This is a genomic window from Clostridium tetani, from assembly GCF_900167265.1.
Classification (GTDB): domain Bacteria; phylum Bacillota; class Clostridia; order Clostridiales; family Clostridiaceae; genus Clostridium_G; species Clostridium_G tetani.
On record NZ_FUWT01000002.1, the window covers coordinates 125,466 to 144,083 of the forward strand.

Here is an 18,618-nt window from a genome sequence, read left to right on the forward strand (position 1 = left end):
TAATGGAAAATAAAAAGAATAGTGTGAAAAAAAAGATATGCTCAGCAGCTATATTATCAATGATGATTTTGGGAATGTGTAGTTCGGTTTTAGCAGCACCTATATCTAAGATTCAAAATATACCTAACAATTCATTAGTGATTGGAAAATGCTTATTTAGACTGGACAAAGTAACAAGTAATGAATATAATTTAGGTTCTTTTGTACAAGCATCAAAAACAGTAGACGATAATAATGGCATTTATTACAAACACAATGGTAAATGGTATACAGATAAAGATATTAAAAATCTTGAAAGTTTAAAAAAAGCTGAAGGATTAAATGCAATTCCCAATGATATTTTAAAAATAGATGGAAAAGATGTCAAAGACGAAACCAAACTAGAACCTAAAGATGATGGTAAAGAAATCAAAGATGAAATTAAACCAGGATCTGAAAATGGAGATAAAGAAATTAAAGACGAAACCAAACCAGAACCTAAAGATGATGGTAAAGAAATCAAAGACGAAACTAAACCAGAACCTAAAGATAATGATATAAAAAAGGATTTTCATATCATAGATGCAGAACACTCATGTATAATGAATATTCACTATGTAAATTATGCCGTTGTAGTGCTTAAAGAAGATAATTTTAATGATTGTAGTTTTTATATTGATGGTAAAAAAGTAGTTCCTAAAAAAGTAAATGAAGAAGGAAATATAATAAAAATAGAATTAAAAGATAGAAAAGACAAAAGTCTCATGGTAGAAAGCCAAGGCAAAAAAGAAGAGATAACATTAAAATATAAAAATTTCTAAAAATATTAAAAAGGAGAAATATTTATGAATAAAAAGAGTAAGGGTTTATTAGCGCTGGCTACAGCAGGGTTAATTATTTGCAATTTAAGTACTGTATTAGCAGCGCCTAGTGAAATTTATGGATATAAAAGATTAGCAATATGGGACTTTCATGAAGATGATTATGATAAGTATGGAAATGTAAGAATAACACCAGATAGTACTATATTTGATACTAATGGTAAACTACCTTTTAAATCTAAAGTTGATGGAATATCTTCTTCCAGTATTCATAGAACAAGACCTATGTTAAGAAGCAAAAAGTCAGGTAATTTATTAGAAACAACTAAACATAAGAAAAATTCTAAAAAAGTAGATGCTATATCAGGTGCAACTAAACATAAAGATAAGGACAAAGGTAGTAAACCAGATGTTATATCAGGAGCATCTAATTTTATATCAGCTGATGTAGTTTATGATTTTGATATGTTATCAAATGCTGTTATTTTAAAAAATCTTGGAGTAGAAGACAAAAATATAGATAAAATAATAAATAATTGGAATACCACTACAAGAACAGCAATTACTAAACATGGTATAGGTTTAGGAGAAGGTCTTGGCATAGATTATGATGCCTATATTAATAAAGCTACAGAAGAGTATATGAATGGAAGAGATTTAAGTTTTGAAGATTTTGCTAAAAATAATAAAAATAAAACAAGACATTTACCATATAAAGCAAAATATATATTGGAGGATGGAAAGTATGGTAGACAGACCACAGTGTCTGAAATCAATGCATTAAATGCACCAAATATAAATGCTAATAATGAAAATAATATATTAGGACAAGATTTAGTATTAAACTTTGAGAATAATGAAAAATGGGCTAATGCTATTACAGATATACAAATTGGAGACCAAAATTCTAACTTCAATATTAAAACTATAATGAAAAATGATTTGGAAATAAAGAGTGATGAAATAAAAATAAAATCAAGTAACCTAAAATTAGGAGAAAATATATTAAAAATACATGCTAAGGGATATAGAACAGTTACAATAAAACAAAATATAGTTAAAGGTAAAGTAACCCCTAAGTTACAAGATAAATATTATATTAATGATTATGTTTCAATAGCTAATTTATCAGAACAATATTTAAACAGTATAAGAAATATAACTTTAAATGGAAAGATACTAGCAGATAAACAGTGGAGTGTTGACAAAAGTAAAGAAGAATTAATATTGCATAAGGATTTATTTAAAGAAGCAGGTCATTACAAGGTTAATATAGACACAAATAAGGATTTTGATGTTATATTCATTAATGTAGAAGTTAAAAATCCAAATGATACAACAACTCCAGATATTGTTGATACAAAACCAGCAGAAAAAGTATTACCAAAACTAATAGCTAAAGATACAAAAAAAGGAACAGATGATATAAATATAAGATTTAAAACTAATAAACATTGGGAAGAATCTATATATAAAGTTCAAAAGATAGACATAGCTCCAGGACTATATAAAGATCTACAGTTTATAGTAACTTCGGGTCAAATACTTGTAAAACAAAATAATGATTTTTATAAAAATGGTGAATATAGATTAAGAGTATTTGCTAAAGACTATGACCCTGTTGATGTAATTGTTAATTTATATAATTCTCATCCAGAATTAACTTTAGAATCTGTTCCAACTATGGGAAAAGTTTTTACTATAGGAATGTCTAGAAATACTTTTGATTATGATTGGATAAGTAATATTAAAGAAGTATATATAGATGGAAAATTGTTAGATCCTGATAAAGAATATTTAAAAGCAATTGAACGACTAGAAATAAAACCAGGTGCTGTTACTAAGGCTGGAAAGCATACAATAACAATAAAATCTAAAGGATTTAATGATGCAGTAAAAGAAGTTGTTTATTTTAATGAAGATGGAACAAGACCAGATGTAGGCGTTATATCAAAAGAAGAAGAGCTTTTAAAATCTGCACCAGAAAATGTAACTATAAATATAAAAGAAGTTCAAGCGGGAGGAGCTTTAGTAATTAATAATGCTTATTATGGAGATTATAAAGTTAAATCTATAACTTTAAATGGAAAGGAACTTGAATATCAAAAGGATTTTACAAGTAGTATTTTAGGCAACATTATGATATCAGAAAATGTTTTAAATAAAGTAGGAGAAAATACTATAGTTTTACATGTAGATGGTTATGAAAATAAAGAATTTAAGATAGAAGTTAAAGATAGCAATAAAAAAACAAAAGTTAATCTTGAAGACGATAATAGTAAAGAAGAAATCAGAAATGATAGTAAGACAGAAGAACCAGATGTAACTAAACCTGGAAAACCCGAAATAGAAAATTTAAAACCAGTATCTGATAGTGTGAGACTACTTGATAATAAAAATGAATTTAATATAGGAGAACAAGTAAGTATAACACTAGGATTTGATTTTGGATATAATGTATCTAGCGTCTATTTAAATGGTTCAAAATTAAATAAAGATAACTGCTCCATAACACCTTTAGGAATATCAATAAAAAATAATGTTCTAAATAAAGTTGGACAAAATACTATAGTATTAAAGGCTGATGGTTATGAAGATAAAGAATTTAATATAGAAGTTAAAGATGTTAATAGCAAAGCAGAAATAGAAAATGGTAGTAAGACAGGAGAAAAACCAGATGTAGATACAATACCAATAGAAGAAGTATCATTAAAATCTGTACCAGAGGATGTAACTTTAAATATAAAAGAAGTTCAAGTAGGAGAAGCTTTACTAATTAATAATGCTTATTATGGAGATTATAAAGTTAAATCTATAACTTTAAATGGCAAAGAGCTTGAATATCAAAAGGATTTTACAAGTAGTATTTTAGGCAACATTATGATATCAGAAAATGTTTTAAATAAAGTAGGAGAAAATACTATAGTTTTACATGTAGATGGTTATGAAAATAAAGAATTTAATATAAAGGTTAAGGATAAATCTAATAATTAATATCAGGATTTTAAAATTATTTTTATAAACTATCTTGACATTTAAATTTTAAAGATGTATTATATAAAAAACAAATTCCCAAACAAATTCTGTGAAGAGAAAAAGTAAAATATATTATTGTTCCAAAGAGAGTTGGTACTTTGCTGAAAGCCAATGTTCAAAATATATTTGAAAATCATCTCTGAGAAGTAAAACTGAATTTTTTAGTAAGTTTTACCGGAAGTTTTCGCCGTTAAAAGAAAAGCGTATTATTTAGTACGTAACTGAGAGCTATGAAAATATAGTTTATATTTATTATATATTTTTATAGAATTAGGGTGGTAACGCGATTAAACCTCGTCCCTTTTATTGGGAACGAGGTTTTTTTATATATTTTTTAAACAAAATAAATATAAGGGGGGGATTTTCAATGGATATAGAAGGAGACATTAATATTAAGGGCAAAGATTAAAAAATAATAGGGGGCTTTAAAATGAATAATTTATCAAAAAAGGACTTATTACTTATAGGGTTAATGTTATTTTCATTATTTTTCGGAGCAGGTAATTTAATATTTCCACCTTTCTTAGGTCAAGCAGCAGGGGGAAACACTTGGATAGCCATGGGGGGCTTTTTCGTTACAGCAGTTGGATTTCCTATACTTGGAGTAATAGCAGTAGCAAAATCAGGTGGACTTCATGAATTATCAAAAAAAGTACATGGAACTTTCGCAATGGTATTTACTGTTTTAATATATCTTTCAATAGGACCATGTCTTGGAATACCAAGGGCAGGAAGTTTACCTTTTGAGATGGCAGTAGCACCATTTTTACCAGAAGGATTTATATCAAATACCTTGGCATTATTTTTATATACACTTTTATTTTTCACAGTGGCATATTGGTTATGTCTGACACCATCAAAGCTTGTAAATCGTATGGGAAAAGTATTAACACCTACACTATTAACATTAATAACAGGTATATTTTTAGCAAGTTTATTAAACCCATTAGGGGGATATGGAGAAGTAACAGCAGAATACACTTCACCTCTTGTTAAAGGATTTTTAGATGGATATTTAACAATGGACACAATAGCGGCTTTAAATTTTGGTATAGTAATATCTTTAGCAGTAAAAGAAAAAGGAGTTAAAGGTAAAAAAGCCATAGTTTCAAATTCAATAAAGGCAGGACTTTTAGCAGGAACCTTATTAATAGCTATTTATTCAATGCTTGCACATTTAGGGGCAACGAGTGGTGGAAGATTTGGTCAAACAGAAAATGGGGCACAGACCTTAGCCAATATAATGTTATATATATTTGGAAAACCAGGAGTAGTACTATTAGCAGTAACATTTACTCTTGCGTGTTTAACAACCTGCGTTGGACTTATAACTTCTTGTAGCCAATACTTTACAACTATAATGCCAAAATTTAAATATATAACCTTTGTAAGAGGACTTACTCTTTCAAGCATGTTACTTGCAAACATGGGACTTACAAAAATACTCGCAGTATCTGTACCAGTACTAAACGCAATTTATCCAGTAGCTATAGTACTTATATTACTTTCCATGGTAGATTCATTTTTTCAAGAAAGTTCAGTTGTATATATTTCTACAATAGCATTTACTAGTGTTGTAAGTGTATTACATGCATTAGGTGGAGCAAGAGTAAATTTAGTATTTGTGGAAAATTTATTAAGTAAACTACCTCTTTATTCACAGGGGCTTGGCTGGGTTGTACCTTCAGTAGTAGGATTTGTTCTAGGAATAGCTTTTAAATTAGTTAAGAATACTGTTAATGGAAAGGCATTAGGTGTTAGTGAATAGCAAATAGGGACATTATATCTTATCAGTGAAAAATTGAGAAGTTTTTTTCAGTTTATATAAATGAAAAATCCACCAGTTTATTTGGTGGATTTTTATAAATTTATTTATTTTTAAAACCTTTTGCCAAATAGTATAAAGTTTTTACTGGTACTCCAGTGGCACCTTTTTGAAGATAACCATTTTTAGAAGAAAGATATGCAGTACCTGCAACATCAAGATGAACCCATGGAGTATTACCTACAAATTCTTGAAGGAACATACCAGCGGTAATAGCTCCAGCTTCTCTACCAGAACTATTTTTTAAATCACCAAAAGTTCCTTTTATAAGTTCTTTGTATTCATCATTATTTGGAAACTCCCAAACAGGTTCTCCCGCACATTCAGAAGCCTTTTTAACATTATCCATAAGGTAGCTATTATTTGTAATAGCTCCTGTATTTATACTTCCTAAAGCTGTTACACATGCACCAGTAAGAGTTGCAATATCTATTATTTTATCAGCTTTCACAACATCAACAGCATACCATAGTGCATCAGCTAGGGTTAATCTACCTTCAGCATCAGTGTTTAGAATTTCTATAGTTTTACCTGACATAGAGCTAATAATATCTCCAGGTTTATAAGCTCCACCTGAAATCATATTTTCGCAAGCTGCAACTATTGCCACCACATTAACCTCAAGTTTTGACATGGCAATGGCTTTCATTGCACCTATAACAGAGGCTGAACCTGCCATATCTGAATGCATATTAATCATGCTACTAGTAGGTTTAATAGAATAACCACCAGAGTCATAGGTTAATCCTTTTCCAACAAGGGCTAATTTTTTATCTGAATTAGAATTACCCTTGTAATTCATAACTATAAGTTGAGATTCTTCAAAGGATCCTTTAGAAACAGCTAAAAATGCTTCCATACCAAGCTCTTTTATTTTTTCTTTTCCATAAATTTTTACTTCAACTCCAAGGGACTCTAATTGGTTTTTAGCATTATTTGCAAGGACAGTAGGTGTCATGTATATAGCAGGTTCATTTACAAGATTTCTTGCTAAAAAAATACCTTCTATAAGGTTTTTACTTTCATTTATAGTATTAATAGTTTCTTCTTTTTTTTCTTCTAATATATCAAGATAAACATTTTTTATACTAGGACTAATTTTCTTTTTAGTTAAATATTTTTCAAAACTGTATTCTGATTGTAGCAAACCTTCAGTGATAGATTGAACTATACTTTCATATTTAAGGTTTTTAAACATAGGTATAGAAATTTTTATACTTGTAACTTTAAATTTCATTAATTCTTTACCAGCATTAAAGAAAGCTTTTCTAAGGGAATTAGCAGTTGTTTTTTCTTTTTCCCCAATTCCTAATAGTATAAATTTATCTTCAGAATGCGAAATGTGGGAATATACTTCACCTAAATCCCCTTTAAACAATTCTTTTTCTTTTAGATAGCTATATAAATCATTAGCTTCTTCTACTTTTTCTGCATTTTTGTAAACAAGTATTATTTTAACTTCTCCGTCTTTTCCAATATGAAACTTCATAAAATCACTCCTTTCTAGTATTTATTATAATTTTACCAAATTATGAATATAATCTCAAATATAAGGTTATATTTAAAACAAATAGTTTTCTAAATTAAAACTTTAAATATAAAATAAATTAATGTATAATAATTATTAACTGGTAATAGATATTATTTAAAATAAAAATGGTAAATATGAAAAGTTAAAGGTAGGTTTAAATATATGAATAAACAGGATATTGGATTAATTGGTTTATCTGTAATGGGAAGTAATTTAGCATTAAATATGGCAGATAAGGGGTATAAAGTTGCTATATTTAATCGTACCACTACAGTAATAGATGAAGTATTAGAAAAATATAAGCATTCTAACTTATTTGGGAAATATAGTTTAAAACAATTGATGGACTCCCTTGAAAGACCAAGAAAAATTATAATGATGATTAAATCAGGGGAGCCTGTAGATATGCTTATTGAACAAATATTACCTTATTTGGATGAGGAAGATATTTTAATTGATGGCGGAAATTCTTATTTTAAGGATACTCAAAGAAGAAGTAAATATTTAAAAGAAAAAGGAATAAAATTTTTAGGTGTTGGAATTTCAGGAGGGGAAGAAGGTGCAAGATTTGGTCCTGCTATAATGCCGGGAGGAGATTTTGGCTCTTATGAAAAAGTAAAATGTATTTTTGAAGATATTGCAGCAAAGGTAAATGGTGAACCCTGTTGCAATTATGTAGGAGAAAATGGAGCTGGACATTATGTTAAGATGGTGCATAATGGTATAGAATATGCTGATATGCAGTTAATTAGTGAAGCTTATATGCTATTAAAACATTTAGGAAAGTTTAATAATAAAGAATTACATGGAATTTTTGCAAAATGGAATGAAGGGGAATTAGAAAGTTATTTAATTAAAATTACTTCTAATATATTTACAGTAAAGGATAGAGAAACTAATAATTATCTTTTGGATATGATTTTAGATAAGGCATCTCAAAAGGGAACTGGAAAGTGGACTAATATGGAAGCAATAGATTTAGGGGTAGATGTATCCATTATAACAAGTGCTTTAAATGGTAGATTTATGTCCAATTTAAAAGAAGAAAGATTAAGAGCAAGTAAAATCTTAAATGGTAAAGTAGAAAGTTCTATTAATATAGAAAAAGAAGAATTTGCAGAACTTGTAAGACGTAGTTTATATTTAAGCAAGATAGCATGCTATGCACAAGGATTTCAATTATTAAAAGTTGCTTCAAAGACTTATAACTGGGATTTACAATATGGAAATATTGCAAGGATTTTTAGAGGTGGATGTATTATTCAAGCTAGATTTTTAAAGGATATAATTAGTGCCTATGAAGAAAATAATAATGCTTGCAATCTAATGATTACAAAGGTTTTTTCAAAGGTTATAAATGAATATGATAAGAGTTTGAGAAAGACTATATCCATTGCAATTAATCAGGGAATTCCTGTAACTGCTATGAGTAGTGCCCTAGGATATATGGACACATATAGAAGTTACAATTTAGGTGCAAATTTAATACAGGCTCAAAGGGACTATTTTGGAGCACATACTTTTCAACGCATAGATAAAGAAGGAAATTTTCATTATGATTGGGTGAATAACTATGAAAAATAAAGCCATTACCATATTTGGGGGAACAGGAGATTTAGCCTATCGAAAATTATTCCCTTCTCTATATAATTTATATATGTTAGGGAGTATTAATGATGAATATTCTATTATAGGAATTGGTAGGAGAGATTATACAAAAGAGGATTATTTAACTTATATTCAAGCAGGAGTTAAAAAGTTTGCCAGAATAAATTATAGTGATGATAAGTTTGATAAGTTTTCTAAAATTATAACCTATTATAAAATGGATATTCAAAAGGAAGAAGAATATAAGGGTTTAATTAAATATTATAAAGATAAAGATATTATTAAAAATCATATTTACTATTATGCAGTTGCACCAAGATTTTTTATTCCAATAACTAAAGGATTAAAAAATAATAAATGTTACCTTAAAGATGCAAAAGTTATTATTGAAAAGCCTTTTGGAGAAGATTTAGAATCAGCTACTTACCTAAATGAACAGCTTTCTTTTGTATTTAAGGACAAGAATATTTATCATATTGATCATTATTTAGGCAAAGAAATGATACAAAATATTATAAATATAAGATTTGCCAACGCAATATTTAAAGGAATTTGGAACAAAGATTTTATTGAGAATATACAAATTAATGCTTTTGAAAGCATAGGTGTTAACAATAGAGGTGGCTATTATGACCAAAGTGGTGCATTAAAAGATATGGTTCAAAATCATCTATTTCAATTATTGTCCATAGTAGCTATGGAAGAACCCAAAGAATTTAATAGTGATTTTATTCATGAAGCTCAACTCAAGGTATTAACTGAAATGAAGCCAATAGAGGATAGGGATATTGATAATTACTTAGTTATGGGTCAATATGAAGGATATAGGGAAGAAAAAGATGTTAATCTAAAATCAAAAACAGAAACTTATGTTGCTATGAAAATAATAATTGATAATGAAAGATGGCAAGGTGTACCTTTCTATATTCGTACAGGTAAAAAGCTAAATAAGAGAGAAACGGAAATTATAATTAAATTTAAATCAACAAATAAAAATATAGAAGGAAATTTATTAATTATAAAAATTCAACCAGATGAGGGAATTTATTTAAAATTTAATATAAAGAAACCTGGTACTGTGGATGAGATTCAAAAAGTAAGTATGGATTTTTGTCAAAGCTGTATTTTAGAGAATAGAATTAATACGCCAGAAGCCTATGAAAGATTATTAAAAGCATGTATGGATTCAGATAGAAGTTTATTTTCAAAATGGGAGCAAATTGTAGTAAGTTGGAAATATATCAACAAAGTTTTAGAAAGTTATAGATCTTATTCAAATAAACTTTATAGGTATAAGCCGGAGACAATTGGACCAAAGGAGGCAGAAGAGTTAGTTAAAAAGGATAATCATTATTGGATAAATGATGAAAGTAATAGTTGCTTAAAACAAGGAGAGGATAGTTAATGAAAATTATAGATATCTCAAAAACAATTTCAGAAGATATGATTGTTTATAAAAATAGGGATTCAAAACGTATTAAAAGAACTATAGCTATGGATTATGAAAAAGGGCATTATTATGAATCAAGAGTAGACTTTGATATGCATTGTGGCACACACATAGATGCACCTCTCCATATGATTAAAGGTGGAAATACTATTGAAAATATAGACTTATCTAAAGTTATTGGACATTGTAAGGTATTTGATCTGACTAATATTGAAAAGTATATTGTAAAAGATAATATTAAAGATTTAGATATTAAAGAAAATGATATTATTATTTTTAAAACTAAAAACTCCTATGACATAGAATATAATCCTAAATTTGTATATGTCGAAGAAGATGCGGCAAAGTATCTTGTAGATATCGGAATTAAATGTATAGGCATTGATGCTATGAGTCTTGAGAGAGACAAACCTCATCACCCATCACATAAGGTAATTTTGGAAAAAGGTATTGTTATAATTGAGGATTTACAATTAAAAGATGTGAAAGAGGGAAATTATTTTTTGAGTTGTTTACCACTTAAAATTAAGGGGAGTGAAGCAAGTCCTGTAAGAGCTGTACTAATTAAAAATTAAATAAAATATAGATAAAAGTTGTTTTAGGATAAATTAGTAATTAAAGACCATAAGTGAATTAATTTCATTGATGGTCTTTTGTTTTTTAAAACTTAAGTTGTAAACCATAATGAATAATTATGTTGACAATATTAAATTTTATATGCTAAAATTAGCATTGCTAAAAATAATTAAAGGAGATGAGAATTATAGTTATCAGTTCAAAAACAAATTCTTTAATAATGTGTGCGTTATTTGCATCACTTGTAGCTATAGGTGCATTTATTCAAGTGCCTGTTCCATTTATGGATTATTTTACTCTTCAGTTTCTATTTGTAGTTCTTGCAGGATTAATTTTAGGACCATCAAAAGGAGCTGTATCTGTAGGCATATATGTTCTAATGGGGCTTTGTGGTTTACCAATATTCGCAGCTGGAGGCGGCTTGACTTACATTGTAAAACCTAGTTTTGGTTTTTTATTGGGATTTATTTTAGCGGCATGGGTAGCTGGACTTGTGTCCAATAAACTTAAAGAATATACCTATAAAAATATGTTAATGGCATCTTTTGCAGCATTAATAACTGTATATACAGTGGGTATCATATACAAATATTTTATTCTAAATTATTATATTTCAACAAAAGTGGCATGGTCAGTGCTATTAATATCATGTTTTCCTGTTGATATTCCAGGAGATATACTTCTATGCATTTTAGGAGCATACTTGGCAAAAAGATTAAATACTATTGTAAGGTTTTCAAAATGAGTAAAGGGGTTTTTATAACTGCAACAGGTACTGATGTAGGCAAAACTTATATCTCCGCTTTGCTGGTAAAAAAATTAAAACAGCAAGGAATTAATGCTGGATATTATAAAGCAGCTTTAAGTGGAGGAGTAATGATTGATGGTAATATAGTTGCAAAAGATGCAGAATATGTTTTAAAAATGTCCAAAATAGATAAGAATCCAAATGATTATGTATCATATATTTTTAAATTATCAGCATCACCACACCTTGCTGCACAATTTGAGAATACAGAAATTTTAATGAGTAAGATTGTGAATGACTTCGAAGGTATAAAGAATGAATTTGATTATGTTACAATTGAGGGGAGTGGAGGTATCATTTGCCCCATATTTATAGGAGAAAAACCAATAATGTTAATAGACATAATAAAACAACTTAATCTTGATATTATTATTGTATCTAATTCAGAACTTGGAACAATAAACTCAACTATGCTTACAGTGGAATATGCAAAACAAAATCATATAAATATTAAGGCTATTATTCTTAACAATTTTGATTCTAATAATATAATACATATTGACAATAAAAGGGTAATAAAAGAATTAAGTAGACTTACAGTGTATACCTGCGGAACTAATGTAAAAGATTGTGAGATTTCATTAGAAGACATATTAAACTTCTATACTGATGTATAATTTAATATAGAAGAAAAGATAATGACAGTATAGTTCCTTTAATTAATATATCTATTTTAATTAAAGGAACTATAGAAAGTTAATTAATGTATTTTTGTGAGTATATTTATATAAAATGGTTTTGTATTTATCACTATTTTAGACGGATATTGTAATCTAATATACCTTTTAGCATATAGTTATCCATTTGTTTTATATCTATTGCGAAATCTGTTTCATTAAACAATAAAGCTACTGCAAATAAATTAGCTTCATACTCATTGACACCGTTATGGTTATCATTAAATTCATTAATTATTTTATTTCCATGCATTAAGGCATGGCCTAATTCATGTGCACATAAGACCTTTTGTGATTTTAAAGTAAAGTGACTATTTAACCTAATAACAGGTTTTTTTCCAATCCTTGTAGTATATGCTGCGTATATATTTGGCTTTAAGTTTGTGTAATTAATATCTATCCCAAGCTTATTGCAAATTTCAATTGGATTTGTGGTATATTGTTTTTTTAGAGATTTTGCTAATTTTATAATTTCATCTTGTCTCATAAATTTCCCCCGCAATTGTATATTAATTTTTGTTTATAGTTAATAACTATTTATTATATTTAGAACCTAAAGTCTTCAATACTCCTAATAAGTCATTTCCAAATTCAACAATTTCATCATCACTCATTTTATTTACGTCAAAACCACCAAATCCCATAATAACTGGTTGATTTAGTATGAATTGCATAGCAGATTCAGCAGTTTTAAATTCTCCATCAAAATAGTCTTCTTTAAATGAACAATGGTGTTTATCATCCCAATCAGCTAATTTATCATAATTAATTGGTTCAGATTTCATTAATTCATCTATTGTAACTTCTAATGCATTAGCTAATTTTTTCAATATTGTAATAGTTGGATTTTGTTTTTCACCTCGTTCTAATGCACTTATATAACTAGCGTTTACTCCACTAATCCTAGATAGCTCATTTACTCCCAACCCTTTTTGTTCCCTAATTCTTTTTATATTTGCATCAAACATTTTAAAATCTCCCTTGTAAACAACATATTCTATAAGTGTATTCTTATAGAATATATTATATCCTACTGGAATATAAGTCAATAGTTAAATTGGAAAATTAGACATAAAACTTGAAAATAATATATAAATTAAAGATTAAGCTGCAGATAACGAAAATAGAAATTGTATGTGCATGCATAAAAACTATAATAAAAAAGAGGATGATATTATGAAATCAATAAAAACAAGATTAATAGCTATATTTGCAGGATTAATACTAGTACTATCATTGGGATTAGGAGCTGTATCTGTTAATATTGCTAGTAAAAACTTAACAAAAAATGTCCATAAAAATTTAGAAGAAATGGCAATGAAAGAGGCAAAATGTATAAGAATAATATGTGGTGCTGAAACAGGGTATATTGATGGTATAGCTCAAAATAGCATAATTTTAGATGAAAAAGTATCTTGGGAGGAAAAGGTAAATTATTTACAAAAAGAGGCTGAAAGAACAGGTCATATAAATTTTGGGTTTATAGATAAGAATGGGAAAGCTACCGTTTTTAATAAAGAAAAAGAAAGTTTATATGTTAATGATTTAGATTATTATAAAAAAGCTATAAATGGTAATCGTTCTACATCTGATGTATTTATAGATAAATTTACTGGAAAACCTATAATAATTTTTGCAACTCCAATTAGAGAAAATGGTGTAATTAAAGGAGTGTTTTACGGCATAAGAGATGGAGAGTTTTTAAGTAGCATTGTTAGTAAATTTAAATATAGAAAAACAGGATATTCATGTATTATTAATAATAAAGGCGTATCTATAGGTGATAGAAATAAAGATTTAGCTTTAAAACAACACAATTTTATAGAAGCTGCAAAAGAAAATTCAGATTCACAACAGCTAGCAGATATTATCAAAAATAAGATGATAAGAAGAGAAGTAGGCAGTGGGGAATATTCTTATCAAGGAAAAGAAAAAATAGTAGGGTTTGCCCCTATAGAAGACACTCCTTGGATTATGGCAGTAGGATTAGAAAGTAAAGAAGTTTTCAATAGTATATATGAATTAAGAAATCTATTAATTCTATTTTCTATAATAGCAGTTGCAATAGGGATATTTATTACTTATATGGTGAGCGGAAGTATTGCAAAACCAATAACATTATTAACTACTAATATTGAAAAAGTTGCTAATTATGATTTAACTTTTGTGCAAGATGAAACATCAAAATATTTAAACAGAAATGATGAAATTGGAAAAATTGCAAGTGCTGTTACAGTTATGCAAAATAATTTTAAGTCCCTTATAAAAAATGTGGAAGAAGCATCTAACCAAGTATCTGTATCTTCTAAAGAATTTACAGCAACTAGTCAGCAAGCCTCTAATATTTCTGAGGAGATAGCTAATACAATAGAAGAAATAGCAAGAGGAGCGGCAAGTCAGGCACAAGATGCAGAACAGGGGGCTAATTCTATGGAGGAATTAGGATATCTCTTAGAGGTAGAACAAGCCTATTTGAAAGAATTAAACATTTTTGCAGATAAAGTTGTTGAACTTAAAAATGAAGGAATCAGCACTGTAGGAAATTTAGTCCAAAGTTCAAAAGACAATAGAGAAATATCAAATGAAATTAGTGAAGTGATTGTAAGCAGTAATGAAAGTGCAAAACACATACAAAAAGCTAGTGAAATGATTCAATCCATAGCAGAACAGACTAATTTATTGGCTTTAAATGCAGCAATAGAGTCAGCTAGAGCAGGAGAAGCAGGCAAAGGATTTGCAGTGGTAGCAGATGAAATTAGAAAACTTGCTGAAGATTCCAATAAGTTTACAATTGAAATTAAAGACATTGTAACTATTCTTACAGCAAAGACCGGAAATGCTGTTTTAGGTATGCACAAGGCTGAAGAAATTATAAATAGTCAAAATGTATTAGTAATGAAAACTGAGGAAAAATTTAATGGTATAGCAGATTCTATAGAAAAAGCAAAAGAAACAATAGAAAACTTAAATGTATTCAGTAGAAAAATGGAGAATAAGAAAAATGAAATGCTAGAACTAGTTCAAAATTTATCATCTATAGCTGAAGAGAATGCATCAGGAACTGAAGAAGCTTCCGCATCTATAGAAGAACAGGTAGTATCTGTAGAGGAAATAGCAACTTCTAGCCAACACTTAGCAGAATTAGCTCAAAATTTAAATCAATTGATAATGAAATTTGAAATATAAAAATTAATAGGCTATATTAAAAGGATAAAACAATTGAAAGCTGTAATGAACTTAAGCTCTAGATCTTTAAATAGATCTAGAGCTTTTTTTAGAATTTAATATTTTACCCTTATATATGGTTTTTGAATTAATCTCTATTTTAAAATCTCTTTCATATTTTTTAATTAATGATAATTCTTTATCTGTAACTATAGAAATTGCAGTACCAGTCTCTCCTGTTCTGCTAGTTCTTCCTACTCTATGAAGATATTCTTTAGGGTCAGAGGGTAAATCTAAATTAAATATATGTGAAACATTTTTAATATCTAGTCCTCTAGCGGCAATATCAGAAGCCACTAAAAGTTGAAGTTTACCACTTCTAAATCCTTCTAGAGCTTTTTGTCTATCTTTTTTTGAAGAACTTCCATGTATTCCTTCAGCTTTAATTTTATGATATTTAAGTTTAGCTGTAATGATTTCAGTTTCATCACTTTTATTTATAAATACTATAGCTTTTTCTGGATTTATGGATGCAACCAATTTTCTTAAAACTTCAATTTTATCTCTTTGATCTGATATAAAATACATATGAGTAATATTTGGATTTATTGCATTTTCAGATTTAGCTTTTATAAACTCAGCATCCTTCATTAAACCTTTGGCTACATTTAATGTTTTTTCATTTATAGTTGCAGAAAAAACCATTAATTGTCTATCTCTCATAGTGGTTTTAATGACATCTTTTATACTAGATAAATTACTGTGATCAAGTAATTTATCACCTTCATCTACTACAATGGTTTTAATAGTATGTGCACTTATTTTCTTCTTTTTTATAAGTTCCAAAATCCTCCCGCTAGATCCTACAATTACATGAGGTTTTTCTTTAAGTTTTTCAATTTGTCTTTTTACATTTGCATTTCCTATTATAGGTGTAGAAGTCACAGAAACTTTGGAGTTTCCAGATAAAAGTTGTATTTCCTTATTTATTTGCATAGCAAGCTCATGAGTTGGTGCTAATATTATTGCCTGCATCTCACGTTTTGAAGTGTCTATCTTTTGAAATATAGGAAGTAAATATGCAAGTGTCTTTCCACTTCCGGTTGGTGATTGACCTATTACGTCTTTATTTTCAAGAGCTAAAGGTATTGTTTTTATTTGAATATCTGTTGGTTTATTTATTCCCTCTTGTTTAAGTCCTTCTATTAGGTTTTGATTTAATCCTAACTTATCAAATGATTCTATCATTTTCTATCTCCTTATTATGAAATTTATTGAATAAAACTACATTTTTTAGCACTTTACTAAACTTATATAAGTTTATACGTAGTATAGTATTTTGTCAAACAAGTTATAAATATGAAACAAGCCCAATCTTTTAAATAAGAAAGGGCTTGTAATTTTTATATTGTATTTACCTAAATGAAGTATTTAATGCTTTAAGCAATACTCTTATATCATATTGATGCGGAGTAACAGGTGCTATAGGTTTATTAAGACCTAATAATTTATAGACAGCAATTCTTGCTGAACGTACTGAATACTCTTCTGTAAATACCATATCCTCAGGGATTTCACAAAATTGACCAATCATAGCAAGGTTAGTTGAACCTTTAGGAACAACCTCAGGTCTATCTTTTTTAGCACGTGGTTGGAATTGAGAATCTATATATGGCATCATACAAGGAATAACTATGGTATTTTCCATAAGTTCATCTAAATCATCTTCAAAATGTAAGTGATGTATAAGCTCATATAGTAATTCCTCACCTGTACATTCACACATTGGCTTCTTTACATAATCTCCTATATTGTTTGTATAAAGACCATATCCCCAAAGAATTGTAGTATCTTTTGGTTGATTTTTAAAGTGTGGTTGTGCAGCTACAACTATAGACATTAACCAAGATGAATCTTTAAATGTAACTAAAGCACCGCTACCTGGCTTATTACGTGTATAAGCTTCTATTCTATTAAGTAATTTAGAGCCTTTGCATGTAACGGTGAAAGATTCCCAATTTGAAAGTTCAGGGTTTCCAAAGAATGGTTCAGGATTACCAAGCCCAGGCTTCTTTGAAGCAATATTTTCCCATAGTATAGCAGATGGTCCTTTACCAAGCATGTCTGGAGCTTTATGTGTAGAGCCGATACTTGCACTATCAGTCATGCAACCATTTGTAACAAGTACAAGATCACCTTCATTTAATTTTAATACATCTGGCTTTCCATCTTTTTCATAATGGATAGCAGTAACAGTTATGCTATCGTCATCTTTAAAATCAAGATCAGTTACTGTACATTTTAAGCTAAAATCAACATGAGCCTTATCAAGATAATCTTTAATTGGTAATATTATAGATTCATATTGATTATAAGGAGTTCTTGTTACACCTTCAAGTGTTTGAATACGAGAAAATTCAAGTATCATACGAAGCATATAACGTTTAAACTCAATTAAACTGGACCACTTTTGGAATGCAAATGTTGTTTGCCACATATACCAGAAATTAGTTTCAAAGAAATGAGGAGTAGAAGCAAACCAGTCACATATACGTATATTATCTATTTTTTCTTCAGGGGTAACAATAAGTTTTAAAAGAGCCATACGATCTTCATTATTAAAGCCCATTGACATAACGTCTTGTATAGTACCATCTTTATCAATTAATCTTGCATTAGCGTGTGTTGGATTTGCATTATCGAATTCAATAATTTCATCACGTACTGACATACCTTCGCGCTCAAGTGATGGTATTGAAGATAATAAATCCCAAGTGTTTTCATAAGTTTCATCATTAAGCATTCTTCCACCACGTGCTATAAAGCCATCCGAAGGATCTCCAGCACCGTCATTACTACCACCAAGAATATTCATACTTTCAAGTATATGGATGTTTTTTCCTGGAAATTCACAATCACGAACTAGAAAAGCTGCACCAGCTAAAGAAGCAAGACCACCGCCTACAAAATAAACTTGTTTGTTTTCATATTCTTTTTTCATAGTTATTACCTCCATATAATAATTAGCATTTAGTAAAATAAAATTGTTTACTATTTTAAATAAGTCCGTTTAAACATTTTTTAGTTTGCGTTTAATATAAACTTTTATGCTTGAAACTAAGAAGTCAACTTATGTTTTTAC

General features: G+C 28.5%; 14 protein-coding genes and 1 other annotated feature. Of the genes, 9 read left to right on the forward strand and 5 right to left on the reverse strand.

Annotated elements, in window-relative coordinates; all coding sequences use genetic code 11:
* The first annotated feature begins 2 nt into the window (after positions 1 to 2).
* From B5D21_RS00625 to brnQ, 3 genes are all read left to right on the forward strand, one after another.
* Positions 3 to 800 (forward strand): hypothetical protein, encoded by a 798-nt coding sequence (locus tag B5D21_RS00625; protein WP_011100047.1) that lies wholly within the window; start codon positions 3 to 5, stop codon positions 798 to 800.
* A 24-nt stretch (positions 801 to 824) separates the two neighbouring features.
* The gene (locus B5D21_RS00630; RefSeq protein ID WP_011100046.1) at positions 825 to 3,794 is read left to right on the forward strand and encodes a DUF1533 domain-containing protein; all 2,970 of its coding nucleotides are present in this window, start codon (positions 825 to 827) and stop codon (positions 3,792 to 3,794) included.
* An 82-nt stretch (positions 3,795 to 3,876) separates the two neighbouring features.
* Positions 3,877 to 4,141, forward strand: a binding site (T-box leader).
* 125 nt (positions 4,142 to 4,266) lie between these two features.
* On the forward strand, positions 4,267 to 5,604 hold the full coding sequence (brnQ, locus tag B5D21_RS00635; protein ID WP_011100045.1) for a branched-chain amino acid transport system II carrier protein: 1,338 nt from the start codon (positions 4,267 to 4,269) through the stop codon (positions 5,602 to 5,604).
* A 100-nt stretch (positions 5,605 to 5,704) separates the two neighbouring features.
* Here the strand turns inward: brnQ and B5D21_RS00640 are convergent, their stop codons facing one another.
* Positions 5,705 to 7,150 carry a leucyl aminopeptidase gene (locus B5D21_RS00640; RefSeq protein WP_011100044.1) on the reverse strand — a complete coding sequence of 482 codons (1,446 nt, stop codon included), beginning with the start codon at positions 7,148 to 7,150 and terminating at the stop codon, positions 5,705 to 5,707.
* A 204-nt stretch (positions 7,151 to 7,354) separates the two neighbouring features.
* On the opposite strand from B5D21_RS00640, the gene gndA reads away from it, so the two are divergent.
* The 5 genes from gndA to bioD all read left to right on the forward strand — a co-directional run bounded on the left by gndA (position 7,355) and on the right by bioD (position 12,251).
* On the forward strand, positions 7,355 to 8,776 hold the full coding sequence (gene gndA, locus B5D21_RS00645; RefSeq protein ID WP_011100043.1) for an NADP-dependent phosphogluconate dehydrogenase: 1,422 nt from the start codon (positions 7,355 to 7,357) through the stop codon (positions 8,774 to 8,776).
* The gene (zwf, locus tag B5D21_RS00650) at positions 8,766 to 10,205 is read left to right on the forward strand and encodes a glucose-6-phosphate dehydrogenase (protein WP_011100042.1); all 1,440 of its coding nucleotides are present in this window, start codon (positions 8,766 to 8,768) and stop codon (positions 10,203 to 10,205) included. Before gndA ends, zwf begins: the two co-directional genes overlap by 11 nt.
* Positions 10,205 to 10,825: a cyclase family protein gene (locus B5D21_RS00655; RefSeq protein WP_011100041.1), complete on the forward strand. Its 621-nt coding sequence runs from the start codon at positions 10,205 to 10,207 to the stop codon at positions 10,823 to 10,825. The genes zwf and B5D21_RS00655 overlap by 1 nt, the downstream gene beginning before the upstream one ends.
* A gap of 179 nt (positions 10,826 to 11,004) precedes the next feature.
* Positions 11,005 to 11,571, forward strand: coding sequence for a biotin transporter BioY (locus B5D21_RS00660; protein WP_046655491.1), 567 nt, complete (start codon positions 11,005 to 11,007; stop codon positions 11,569 to 11,571).
* Entirely contained in the window at positions 11,568 to 12,251 is a 684-nt protein-coding gene (gene bioD / locus B5D21_RS00665) for a dethiobiotin synthase (RefSeq protein ID WP_011100038.1), read from the forward strand. Before B5D21_RS00660 ends, bioD begins: the two co-directional genes overlap by 4 nt.
* A gap of 133 nt (positions 12,252 to 12,384) precedes the next feature.
* Here the strand turns inward: bioD and B5D21_RS00670 are convergent, their stop codons facing one another.
* Both B5D21_RS00670 and B5D21_RS00675 read right to left on the reverse strand, forming a co-directional pair.
* Positions 12,385 to 12,798, reverse strand: coding sequence for an ImmA/IrrE family metallo-endopeptidase (locus B5D21_RS00670; protein WP_035109316.1), 414 nt, complete (start codon positions 12,796 to 12,798; stop codon positions 12,385 to 12,387).
* Positions 12,799 to 12,844: 46 nt separating this feature from the next.
* Positions 12,845 to 13,279, reverse strand: a complete 435-nt coding sequence (locus B5D21_RS00675; protein ID WP_035109319.1) for a helix-turn-helix domain-containing protein — start codon at positions 13,277 to 13,279, stop codon at positions 12,845 to 12,847.
* Between the two features lie 208 nt (positions 13,280 to 13,487).
* On the opposite strand from B5D21_RS00675, the gene B5D21_RS00680 reads away from it, so the two are divergent.
* Entirely contained in the window at positions 13,488 to 15,497 is a 2,010-nt protein-coding gene (locus tag B5D21_RS00680; RefSeq protein ID WP_035125035.1) for a methyl-accepting chemotaxis protein, read from the forward strand.
* A gap of 66 nt (positions 15,498 to 15,563) precedes the next feature.
* Here B5D21_RS00680 and B5D21_RS00685 read toward each other — a convergent pair whose 3' ends face one another.
* Positions 15,564 to 16,724 carry a DEAD/DEAH box helicase gene (locus tag B5D21_RS00685; RefSeq protein ID WP_011100034.1) on the reverse strand — a complete coding sequence of 387 codons (1,161 nt, stop codon included), beginning with the start codon at positions 16,722 to 16,724 and terminating at the stop codon, positions 15,564 to 15,566.
* A 166-nt stretch (positions 16,725 to 16,890) separates the two neighbouring features.
* Positions 16,891 to 18,492, reverse strand: coding sequence for an oleate hydratase (locus B5D21_RS00690; RefSeq protein ID WP_011100033.1), 1,602 nt, complete (start codon positions 18,490 to 18,492; stop codon positions 16,891 to 16,893).
* Between the last annotated feature and the right edge of the window lie 126 nt (positions 18,493 to 18,618).